At 65.5% G+C, this 11074-nt stretch carries 11 protein-coding genes; 6 read left to right on the top strand and 5 right to left on the bottom strand.

Annotated elements, in window-relative coordinates; genetic code table 11:
- Positions 1-690: aldo/keto reductase (locus IV091_RS13000; RefSeq protein WP_293469381.1), on the top strand; the 690-nt coding region annotated here is incomplete at its 5' end.
- A gap of 1 nt (position 691) precedes the next feature.
- Here the strand turns inward: IV091_RS13000 and IV091_RS12995 are convergent.
- The 4 genes from IV091_RS12995 to IV091_RS12980 form a co-directional block, all read right to left on the bottom strand.
- A complete protein-coding gene (locus tag IV091_RS12995) occupies positions 692-1759 on the bottom strand; it encodes a zinc ribbon domain-containing protein (RefSeq protein ID WP_293469379.1) in 1068 nt (355 codons plus the stop codon).
- A 216-nt stretch (positions 1760-1975) separates the two neighbouring features.
- Positions 1976-3307: a hypothetical protein gene (locus IV091_RS12990; protein ID WP_293469377.1), complete on the bottom strand. Its 1332-nt coding sequence runs from the start codon at positions 3305-3307 to the stop codon at positions 1976-1978.
- Positions 3308-3445: 138 nt separating this feature from the next.
- Complete coding sequence (locus IV091_RS12985; RefSeq protein WP_293469375.1) at positions 3446-4738, bottom strand: FIST N-terminal domain-containing protein; 1293 nt, start codon at positions 4736-4738, stop codon at positions 3446-3448.
- Between the two features lie 57 nt (positions 4739-4795).
- Positions 4796-5647, bottom strand: coding sequence for a PhaM family polyhydroxyalkanoate granule multifunctional regulatory protein (locus IV091_RS12980; RefSeq protein WP_293469373.1), 852 nt, complete (start codon positions 5645-5647; stop codon positions 4796-4798).
- Between the two features lie 267 nt (positions 5648-5914).
- Here IV091_RS12980 and IV091_RS12975 point away from each other — a divergent pair, with 267 nt between their 5' ends.
- Positions 5915-6328 (top strand): VOC family protein, encoded by a 414-nt coding sequence (locus IV091_RS12975; protein WP_293469371.1) that lies wholly within the window; start codon positions 5915-5917, stop codon positions 6326-6328.
- Between the two features lie 39 nt (positions 6329-6367).
- Positions 6368-6973 (top strand): MarC family protein, encoded by a 606-nt coding sequence (locus IV091_RS12970; protein WP_293469369.1) that lies wholly within the window; start codon positions 6368-6370, stop codon positions 6971-6973.
- Positions 6974-6977: 4 nt separating this feature from the next.
- Here the strand turns inward: IV091_RS12970 and IV091_RS12965 are convergent, their stop codons facing one another.
- Complete coding sequence (locus IV091_RS12965; protein ID WP_293469367.1) at positions 6978-7961, bottom strand: fumarylacetoacetate hydrolase family protein; 984 nt, start codon at positions 7959-7961, stop codon at positions 6978-6980.
- Between the two features lie 116 nt (positions 7962-8077).
- Between IV091_RS12965 and IV091_RS12960 the strand changes: the two genes are divergently transcribed.
- The 3 genes from IV091_RS12960 to IV091_RS12950 all read left to right on the top strand — a co-directional run bounded on the left by IV091_RS12960 (position 8078) and on the right by IV091_RS12950 (position 10457).
- Positions 8078-9202, top strand: coding sequence for a DUF3108 domain-containing protein (locus tag IV091_RS12960; RefSeq protein WP_293469366.1), 1125 nt, complete (start codon positions 8078-8080; stop codon positions 9200-9202).
- An 86-nt stretch (positions 9203-9288) separates the two neighbouring features.
- Entirely contained in the window at positions 9289-9570 is a 282-nt protein-coding gene (locus IV091_RS12955) for a DUF3567 domain-containing protein (RefSeq protein WP_293469364.1), read from the top strand.
- A gap of 20 nt (positions 9571-9590) precedes the next feature.
- Complete coding sequence (locus IV091_RS12950; protein WP_293469362.1) at positions 9591-10457, top strand: ChaN family lipoprotein; 867 nt, start codon at positions 9591-9593, stop codon at positions 10455-10457.
- Positions 10458-11074: the final 617 nt, after the last annotated feature.

Below are 11074 nucleotides of genomic sequence, written 5' to 3'. Positions count from 1 at the left end.
CTGGCCCGGCTGCAAACCGACTACCTCGACATTCTTTACCTGCACCGCGACTACCCCGAGGAAAACCTGGAAGAAGCCGTGCGCGCCCTGGGCGACCTGATACGCGCGGGAAAAATCCGCAGCTTCGGCCTGTCCAACTTTCGCGGCTGGCGCATCGCCGAGGTCTATCGCCTGTGCGAAAAATTGGGCGTACCGCCACCCGCGGTCTGCCAGCCCTATTACAACCTGCTCAACCGGGGGCCGGAAGTGGAAATCCTGCCCGCCTGCGGCCACTACGGACTGGGCGTGGTGCCTTACAGCCCGCTGGCGCGCGGCGTCCTGACAGGCAAATACCCGCCGGGTCAGCCGCCGGCCGAAGGAACACGCGCCGGCAGCGGCGACAAGCGCATTCTGGAAACCGAATTTCGGGAGGAGTCGCTGGTGATTGCCCGGCAACTCAAGGCGCGATGCGACGCCAGGGGCGTGGCACCAGGGCAATTCGCGGCCGCCTGGGTGCTGGCCAATCCACTGGTCAGCGCGGTCATCGTGGGGCCGCGCACGCTGGCGCACCTCGAAGCCGTTTACGGCGCGCGTGACCTGGTGCTCGACCAGGACGACGAGGCCTTCATCAATGGGCTGGTGGTGCCCGGCCATGCATCCAGCGCGGGCTACAACGACCCCAGCTATCCGTTTTTCGGCCGTCCCATCTGATTCAAGCCGCAGGCAGGCCCTTGCCCGGTCTTCCAGGTTGGCCCGATGCACCGCAGGCGTGGCAAAACTTGGAAAATGCGCTCTTGCGGGCGTTGCAGGCCAGGCAGTGGTCAAACAGGCCTATGCCGCAATGCGGGCAAAAATCAATCAGCGGGTTTTTCAGGTCCACCGGGCGTTCGCAGCCCGGGCAAACGCCCTTGGACAGGCGCGCCAGCGCCGTGTCGTAGCTCAGTTCGTCGCGACGTTGCGCGTCGGGCAGTTGCTCGGCCAGCTTTTGCTTTTCCAGGTAGCGGTTCAGCGAAATGATGGCCTGGCGCCCGACCAGCACAGTGATCACAATGCCCACGACATAGCGCACGTAGCCACCGTAACTCGGCAGATAGGGCACCAGTTCGACGAAGAAGGCGAAACCGGCAAAAAAAATGAAGCCCCAGACAAAAGGCCAGTAGGTGCTCTTGCGCTTTTTCATGAACAGCCAGCCGGCGGCCACCAGCAGGGGCAAGGTCAGCGCCAGCCGGTACAAAAACACCCGCAACTCGACCCGGCGCACTTGCACGCGGAGCTGCTGCTGAGCGGCCTGCTCCAGTTCGGCCAGCTTGCGGCGTTCACGCGCGCCAGCCTGCCGGGCATCAAGGGCCGCCTGTTGCTGCGCTTGCACCAGCGCACCGGCAGCGCGCTCCTTGTCTTTCAGGACGTCCAGCGCCCGGCTGCGCGCCACCAGCTCCGGGTCCTGGTCTGACAGCTGGGTGGCGCGGCGCATGGACAGCCAGTTGTTAAAGGTTTCCCACGCCGCCGCCGTATCGGCCTGGGCCGCCTGGCGTTTAAGCTGCGCCTGCTCCAGCGCGGCGCGCGCCTCCTGCTCGGCCCGCTCGGTCGTTGTGATCGCCTGGCGCAGGGCCGTGCTGGCGGCCCTGTCCATGAAATCGTCCAGCGACAGCTGCTTTTCAACCTTGGGCAAATCGCCCACCACGGTGCCGCCCAGGCCGATCAGGAAGCTGGCAAACACCAGGGCCACCAGCCACAGGCCGCGCTGCATCCATTTTTCGGTAAGTCGCAGGGTCTTGCTCATGGGGGGACTCCGATTCTTGTTGCCTGACAAACAGGAAGCCTCGTGGCCGGGTGCCTCGGCACACCCAAGGATCATAGCAAAACAGGACTGAAACCCACTATGAATCGGCGCAAGAAGCTATTGTTTTAATAGCGCAAAAGCAAACCGGGCCAGACCCGAAGGCGATGAAGCCCCCTGCTCTGGCCCGGTCGCTGGCCCGTCGGTCGTTCGGGGTGCTTAGCCCTGCTTCTGGAACAGCACCAGCGTCGACTCTGCCTTCATGTTGCCCTTGTTCGACTCCATGGTGATTTCATAGCGGGTTCCCGGCAAGGGCAGCTGCGGCGCAAAGGTGAAGGAGAAATTGCCGCTGGCGTCGGCTTGCACCCGCTGCTGCAGCACATTCTGGCTCATGCCGAACAGGCCCACCAGCGGCGGGATACCGACCACCTTGACGTCCACCAGCGCACCGGGCGAGGTACGGCCGCGCACCGTCGTCGAGCCGCCCTCAATCACCGCGTTGTTGCCGTGGCTGGTGATTTGCAGCGGCACGGCGACGGGTGCGGCGCTCACCGGCGAGACCACGTCAAAACTCCAGGCCTGGCGCACGGCGTTGCCGGCCCGGTCCCTGGCCGTAACCTCCACCGCGTAGCGGCCCAGCGGCAGGTCAGCGCGGTAGGTGAAGAACTGCGGGGTGATCTGGCTGTCGGACGTGATGTTGCGCCCGCCCAGCATGATGCGCACCGTGGCCGGGTCAACGCCCACGCCGCCGGCATCGTCAAACGTGCCCGACACCGCAACGGCGCGGCCGTCAATGACCGCCTCGCCGTCGCGCGGCGCCATGTTGCGGATCACGGGCGGCTTGGCATCGGCCGTCGGGGGGGTGGCTGCGGTCATGGCCGAGGTGACGGACCGGTCACCGACCCGCAGCGTGGCCACAATCGGACGCGAAGGCGTAAGCTTGTCCTGCCGCCTGAGGGTGTAGGCGCCTTCGTAGACGCCCGGATGCGTCTCCCGCATTCTCACGTTGTCGGCAATGCCTGGAATATCAAACTCGGCCACGCCGCCGGGCATGCCGTTCAAGGTGAAGCGCAGCTCGGAGCCCGGCTCGATCTTGTCGATGGGGGCCATGAAGAAACGGTCGATTTTCAGCGCGGAAGGCGGCGCAGCGGCAACCGGCGGGCGGGAAATTCCGGCCGGAAAGCTGTAGTTGGCCATGACAGTGCGATTGCGCAGCCGCAGCGTGGCGCGTATGGGGCTGTCTTCGCTGATGCGGTCTTGCCGCGTGACGGTGTAGGCGCCGGTGTAGACACCGCGCGAGGTTTCCCTGAGCACAATGTTGCGTTTGACGCCGTCTATGCGCACCCGCACGATGGCGCGCGGGGCGCCTTCCACCGTGAACTGCAGTTCGGTACCCGCGCTCAGCCCGCCGTCGGAGCTCACCTCCAGCGACCTCAACTCGGCTTCAGCGGGCTGCGCGATCGCGACCGTGGGCAGGACGGACAGGGCGGCGGCAATGGGCAGCATCAGAAAGAGGGCTGCAACCTGGTTGCGTAGCTGTGCTTTGATCATGGGGAAACCTTTGTAAGTGAAGGTCTCAATGTAAGAGCGCCCTGAAAACGGCCTGTAGGAAAAAACGTCTACTGCGGGTAGGCCGCCAGCGGAAACGGGCCCGACCTCAAGCGGGATGTCAGTGAAAGGCGCGCCCGTTCAATCCGCCGCCGTGAACACGGTCAGCACCCCGGTATAGCCATACAGGTGGTTGCGGGCAATTTCACCGCCCGCAAAAAAGCCCACCAGCGGCACGTCGCCCAGGGCGCGCCGCACAATTTGCAGTTCGGCGCTGGGCGCGCCAAAGTGCGGCCCGCCCCGGCCCGAGCAACTGACGTAAATGGCGCCGGCAATGCGCCTGGCCGCATGCGGCGCGGATTCGGCGTCTGGCGCGTTCAGCGCGCTGGCAACTTCCCGCGAGACCTCTTCGGGCTCCAGTTCCTCGCGAATTTCGGCGCAGATGCGGACCAGGTCGGCCCGCGCGGCTTCGGCGTTGCGTTCGCAAAACGCCAGCTTCATGCCCAGCGCGGGCACGTCGGCAATTGCAACGCCCCGGCGCGCCGGGTCGAGTCCGATCAGGTGGCGCACCAGCACGTCGCCGCCAAACTGCCCGGTGCGCTTGACGCGCGCATCGCTCAGGGTGTCCTGCAAGGGGCTCAAGCCCACCAGCGTCATGCGCACCTTGGTCAGCGCCTCGCGCGGCTGCTCCAGCGACACGCCCAGGTCGGCCAGCATCACATCGAGCGCGGGCTGGCCGTCGAGTCCGGTCACCATGTTGGCGTCGCAGGCGGTGATTTCATGCTCTTTGGAGACCGGCAGGCAGCCCTGCGTGACACGCGACATCAGCGCCATGCTGCCCGACGGGTCGCGCGCAAAGGCCACACCGCTCAGTCCGCCGCTGAACACGCCGCCGGCCGCGCCCTGGCCCTTGACATTGCCATGCCCGCTGAGCGCGAACTGCACCGCCACGCCCCGGCTGGAAGCCAGTCCGCCAAACACGTAGCCGCTTTCGGTGCGCTGGGCCATCTCTTCAATCAGCTCGGCCACATCGGGCGTGGCCGCGTCGGCGTGCACCAGCGCGGTATGCGCCTTGAACAGGCCACTGCTGGCCGGCGGCAGCGGCGACACGCCCGAAAACACGCGGTACTGGTCGTGCGGGAACTCGCACAGCATGACCGCCATGGCGGGCTCGTCGAAATATTCCACGTTGTTGGCGGCAATGCCCACCCCCACCGTGCCGCTCCAGTCGGTGACAAAGGGCAACTCGGCGCTCAGGTGGTCAAGGATTTCCTGCGCATCGGCCGCATAGTGGTCGGTGATGTAGAGCAGCGCCAACGTGGGCGAATCGGCATAGCCGGGCGTCGCCATGTAGGCCCGCAACTGCGCCAGCACCAGGCCAGCGGCCATCTGCCATTGCGGATGGGTGGCGTGGCCGTAGGGAAAGAGTTTCATGGCGTCTGGCTGGGCGGTTGACGGGGCGGTTAAGGGACGGGCTGATGGCGCAGCCGGTCAATCGCCTGACTTGCGGGTCGATTTGGGGGGCATTTTGCGCGCAGCAGCCTTGCGGGCGGGTGCCTTGGCTGCGGTTTTGACGGCCGCCTTGGGGCTGGCCCGCGCGGCGGTTTTGGCCGCTACCGGCGTCGGCCAGGCCTGGCTGCTGCGCAGCGCGGTATCCATGGCAGCGCGCGCCCCGCCGCCCACCGTTTTGCTGGCGCTTTCAGCCACGCCCTTGGCCAGCCCCGCGGCCATGTCGGTGGCTTTTTTCACGGCCTCGGTGTCGAGTGCGGATTTTTTGGCGGCTTCCTTCATGGCGTCGGCGGCAATGGTCTGGAACTGCTGGGTCAGCGCGCCCCACCACTGCATCGGGTCGACCACGCCAGCCGTGGCCGCAGGTGCCGCCTCGGGCTTGGCTGGGGCCGGGGCAGGCTCGGCCTCGGGGGCAGGGCTGGATTTGGCGGCCTGGAAGGCCGATGGGGGAATCTCGAAACCGGCAAAGGTCTTGGGCTTGTCGGCGGCGCTGTCGGGCGTCTTGAGCTTGAAGGCGTCGGCCACCTCGGCCATGCTGAAGTTCATGCCCTTGAGGGTGGCCAGCGTCATTTTTTGCAGCTCCAGCGCCTGGATGGTGGCCTTGAGCGCCGCGGCGTTCTGGTCCAGCCAGAACTGGACCGCCTTGAGCTCCTGGATGCGCTTGTCCAGGTCTTCCACATTGAGCGTGGGCGCGACCCAGCCGCCCAGATTGGGCACCGACGCGGGGCTGGACGTGCTGCTGGCGGCGGCTTGCTTGCTCAGGTTCTGCAGAAAATCAAAACCGGGCACCAGCTTGCCGAAATCGGAAAAGGAAGGAATCTCTGGGTTGCTCATGGGTGTCTCCTGGCGGTTTGTGTTGTGGCGTGATGGCTACGGGCAGCGGGGCTGGAGACTTGCGGGCTCAAAATCCGGGCCGTTGGCATGCCTCTTCATTGTGCAGCGCCAGCGCAGCGCGTCAACCGGTTTTTATCCGCTGCGGCCTAGGCTGTCCTAGCCGTCACTTTAACGTCAAAAACAGCCTCAGCCAATGTACAACGATAAAAGTTTGCTATTTATTCAGTAGCACATCCAGGACCCGCCTTGTGCTGCTAAGCTTGCGCCATGAAAAGCCTGTTTCACCTTGCATTCAATGTCACCAACCTGGACCTGGCCCGCCTCTTTTACGGGGACGTGCTGGGCTGCACAGAGGGCCGTTCCACCGCCACCTGGGTCGATTTCGATTTTGCCGGTCACCAGCTGTCGCTGCATTTGGGCGAGCCGCTCAAGACGGCGCTGACCGGCCATGTGGGCGAGCACCTGGTGCCCATGCCGCACTTCGGGCTGGTGCTGGGCCTGCCAGACTGGCAAGCCATGGCCGAGCGCCTGCAGGCGGCCGGCACCGCGTTTGTACTGGCCCCGCAGGTGCGCTTTGAAGGCGCGCCCGGCGAGCAGTGGACCATGTTTTTTTACGACCCGTTTGGCAACCCGCTGGAGATCAAGGGATTCCGGTCACTGGACACGCTCTACGCCGCCTGAAGCCGCCAGGCACCACTTTTTTAGCGAGCGTTTGACGCCATGGAATACACCTTTGTTTCGGCCACGATTTTGCTGCTGCTGATCACGGACCCGTTCGGCAACATCCCGATCTTTGTCAACGCCCTGCGCCATGTGGCGCCCGAGCGGCGCATGTGGGTCATCCTGCGCGAGGTGCTGATCGCCTTTTTGCTGCTGCTGAGCTTCATGTTTGTGGGCGACGGCTTTTTGCGGCTGATGAACCTGAGCGAGCTGTCGCTGCAGATCGCCGGGGCCGTGATCCTGTTCCTGATCGCGCTGCGCATGATTTTTCCGTCGACGCAGCCCGAGGCGGCAGCCCTGCAGGGCGAGCCGCTGATCGTGCCGCTGGCCATTCCGGCGCTGGCGGGCCCGTCGGCGCTGGCCACGGTCATGCTGCTGGTCTCGCAAGCGCCCGCCCGGCGGATGGAGTGGGTCGCCGCGCTGTGCGTGACCATGGCGGTCTGCGCGGTCGTGCTGGTGCTGTCCGACCGGATCCAGCGGCTGGCGGGCGACCGCGTGATGATGGCCTTTGAGCGGCTGATGGGCCTGATCCTGGTGGCGATTTCAGTGGAAATGCTGCTGCGCGGCATACGGCTGTTCGTGCTACAGCTCGCCAGGTCTTCCTGATTTTTCAGTCGGCTTCGACCACCTTCTGGTCGATCGCGCCAAACACCGACTGCCCGTCCTGTCCCCTGGCCTCGATGCGTATGGTGTCACCGTACTTCATGAACGCGGTCTTGGGCTTGCCATGTTCAATGGCTTCCATCGCGCGCTTTTCGGCAATGCAGCTGTAGCCGTGGCGCCAGTCCTTGTTGCTCACGGTGCCCGAACCCACCACGCTGCCGGCGCGCACGTTGCGGGTCTTGCAGAGGTGGGCAATCAGCTGGCCAAAATGAAAGGTCATCTCGGGCCCGGCCTCGCACAGGCCGACCCTGCGGCCGTTCCAGGTGCTTTGCAGCGTCAGGTGCAGGCGGCCCGCGTCCCAGGCGTCGCCAACTTCGTCGAGCGTAACCGCGACCGGGCTGAACGCCGTGGCCGGCTTGCTCTGCAAAAAGCCGAAGCCCTTGGCCAGCTCGTCGGGAATCAGGTTGCGCAGCGACCAGTCGTTGGCCAGCATCAGCAGGCGTATGCCTTCGAGCGCCTGCGCCGGGCTGGCGCCCATGGGCACGTCGCCGGTGATCACGGCCACTTCGGCCTCAAAGTCGATGCCAAAGGCTTCGCTGGCCACATGGACGTCGTCGCACGGGCCCAGAAAGTCGTCGCTGCCGCCCTGGTACATCAGCGGGTCGCCATAGAAGCTCGCGGGCACTTCGGCGTTGCGCGCCTTGCGCACCAGCTCCACATGGTTGATGAAGGCCGAGCCGTCGGCCCACTGGTAGGCGCGCGGCAGCGGCGCCATGCAGCGCGCCGGCTCAAACGGAAAAGCATGGCGCGCCTTGCCGTTGTTGAGCGTGTCGTACAGGTCCTGCAGCTGGGGCGACATGAAGTTCCAGTCGTCCAGTACCTGCTGCAGCTTGCCGGCAATGCCGGTCGCATAATGAGCCACCGAGAGGTCGCGCGAGACCACCACGAGCTGGCCGTCGCGCGAAGCGTCTTTATAAGTGGCAAGTTTCATCAAGTTCCTGATTGCGTGGCTGAACAGTCGTTTTCCGATTTTTTACCCGTTGCAGGGGGGCTACCACCGGTTGAGGCGGTTCAGTCCCCTGCAGCACCAAATTCTAATTCGAGGCCATGAAAGCACCCTCCGCGTCCCCAGCCGCACCGCAAACGCCGCGCGCCGCTCCGCCCTGGGGGCTGCTGGGCCTGCTGGCGGTGGCCGTGCTGGCCCTGCACGCACTGGTGCTTCAGACCGCGCCCCTGCGCTTCGGGCCGGCGCTGGCCCCCGAGACGCCGCATGCACCCGCTTTCGTGACGCGCCGCATCGAGGCGCCGCCCGCACCGGAACCTGCCGCGCCAGCCCCTACCGTTCAGACCGTCGCAAAACCCGCTGCCAAACCGCCTGCCATCAAGAAGAAAAAGACCGCTATCCAGCGCCCATCATCACAAGAAGCTATTGAATTTATAGCGCCCACAGAGCCGGTGCTCACGGCAGAGGCCAGCGCGCCCGAGCCGCTCCCCGAAGCCGCCTTACCCGAACCCGAGACAGCGGCCGAAGCGCCTGCGGCCAGCGCAGCAAGCGCGCCACCCACCGGCCCCAGCCAGACCCCCGTCACCGCCATGGCCTTGCCCGCCAGCGCACGACTCGACTACAAAATGACCGGCAGCGCCAAGGGGCTCACCTACCATGCCAACGCGGAACTGGCCTGGAACAACGCAGGCAGCGCCTACGACGCCCGCATGACCGTCAGCGCCCTGTTCCTGGGCGCGCGCAGCCTGGCCAGCCAGGGCCAGCTCGGCCCTGAAGGCCTGGCGCCCAGCCGCTTTTCAGACAAGTCCAAAAGCGAGGTGGCGGCGCATTTCGAGCCCGACAAGGGCCAGATCAGCTTCAGCGCCAACACGCCTACCCTGCCGTGGGTCAAGGGTGCGCAAGACCGGGTCAGCGTGTTTTTGCAGCTGGGCGGCATGCTGGCGGGCCAGCCCGAACGCTTTGCGCCCGGCGCCAGCATTTCGCTGTATACCGTGGGGCCGCGCGATGCCGACACCTGGACCTTCCTGGTCGAGGCCGAGGAGAAGCTGGAGCTGCCCATGGGAACCCTGCACACCCTCAAGCTCACGCGCCAGCCGCGCCGCGAGTACGACCAGAGGGTGGAGATCTGGTTCGCGCCCGCATTGGGTTACCTGCCCGTGCGCAGCAAGGTAACCCAGCACAGCGGCGACTTCATCGACCAGCAGTTGCGCGCCATCAACCCGCCCTGATTTGCATGGGCGCGCGCGAATACGGTTTTCGCCCGGCCCTTGAACTTGTCGCCGGCGTTACCATCTGATGACAAAGGACACCCGCCATGCAAATGCTTTACGAATCAGATACGTTTTCCGTCCTGCAGATCCACGCCAACGCACCTGAAGAATCCGCACCCGCCTCCAGCGTCCCCCAACTGGTTCGCCACGGCTTTGAAATTGTGGACAAACGTTCCAACAAAGAGGTGTACCTGGACGGTTCGTGGGCAGAAATGTTCCAGCAGCGCCTGAGCGCCTGGGCCCAGAACACGCCGACCCAGGAAGAAGTCGAGGACACGCTGGAAGGCTATAGCGGCCTGGCCCACACGCCGGTTTCGCTGCACTGAGCACGTCGGTTCACAGACCGATGCGCCCGCACACCGCACCACGCGCCTTGGCCTGGCTGCTGTGCGCCGCTGCGGCGGCGCTGATGGCCGGCTGCGCCAGCCGCCCCCAGGCCCCCATCCTGGAGCAGCCTGCGGGCAATGCGGCCGCCGCCAGCGCCGTGGCTGGCCGGCTGGACGCGCTGCTGCCCACCGACCTGCTGCTGCTGGGCGAACAGCACGACGCCGCGGAACACCAGCAAATCCAGCAGCAGGTGATGGCTATTTTGGCGGCGCGCGGCCTGCTGGCCGCCGTCGCCCTTGAAATGGCCGATGCGGGGGTCAGCACCGCCACACTCCAGCCCGGCGCCAGCGAAGCGCAGGTCCGCCGTGCGCTGGCCTGGAACGACAAAGCTTGGCCCTGGCAGGCCTATGGGCCAGCCGTGATGACGGCGGTGCGCGCGGGCGTTCCGGTGCTGGGCGCCAACCTGCCGCGCGAACGCATGCAAGCCAGCATGGCCGACAGCAAGCTCGACGGCCAGTTGCGGGGTCCGGCCCTCAAGGCGCAGCAGCAGCTGATTCGCACCGGGCACTGCAACTTGCTGCCCGAGCCCCAGGTCACCCCCATGACGCGCATCCAGATCGCCAGGGACATCTCCCTGGCCGACACCCTTCAGCAGGCCGTGCTGCCCGGCAAGGTGGTGGTGTTGCTGGCCGGCAGCGGCCATGTGGACCGCCAACTGGGCGTGCCGCAGCACCTGCCGGCAGACCTGAACACCAAAGCGGTTCGCCTGCGCGCGGGCCCAGGCGCAGACGGCGACATGGCGCAGGCCTTTGACGCTGTCTGGCCTACGCCGGCCGTGCCAGTTACGGATTACTGCGCGGGGCTGAAGGCGCGATTGGGGCGCTGAAACCCGCTTCGGTTGACTTGCAGCCCAGTGATCTCGGTCTGACATTGCTACTCAATTAATAGCAATTTGACTTTTCGGGCTTGGGCTGGCCGGTCTCGCCCGGCGGGCGAGGCACTCTACTTTTGCTTCGCCAAAAGAAAGTACCCAAAGAAAAGGCGACCCGCAGTCTGGGTCCCTGCGCTGCGCTTCGGGCAACCTGTGCTGCCCCGAAAAAGCGGGGGTTGAGTCGGGAGCGGATACGGGGTAGGGTGCGGGTGCAATCCCCCTCTGTCATTGCGAACGAAGTGCGGCAATCCATGACTGCGCTTTTTCTACGATGGATCGCCACACTTCGTTCGCGATGACGAATCGGGGACAGGAGCGGCTGTTTGGCTGTTGGTATTTTTTCTTCTCCCCGGCCCACCCCCTTCTGTCTGCGCTGAGGAGCGCAGCTTCAGGCGGATCAGGGCCGCGCGCTGTTTGAGCCACAGGCGAGTTTGCGCGGACCCCGCCTGAAGCGAGCACCGCAGGGTGCCCGTAGCGAAGCGAAGGGTCGCAGACAGTAGGGTCGCCTTTCTTTGCCTACTTTCTTTGGCGAAGCAAAGAAAGTGAGTCGCATGCCGGGCGACTCCCGGCCA

It is taken from the genome of Polaromonas sp. (assembly GCF_018780625.1).
GTDB lineage: Bacteria > Pseudomonadota > Gammaproteobacteria > Burkholderiales > Burkholderiaceae_C > Polaromonas.
The sequence above is the reverse complement of the archived record's forward strand: the minus strand, read 5'-3'. Positions and strand labels throughout refer to the sequence as shown.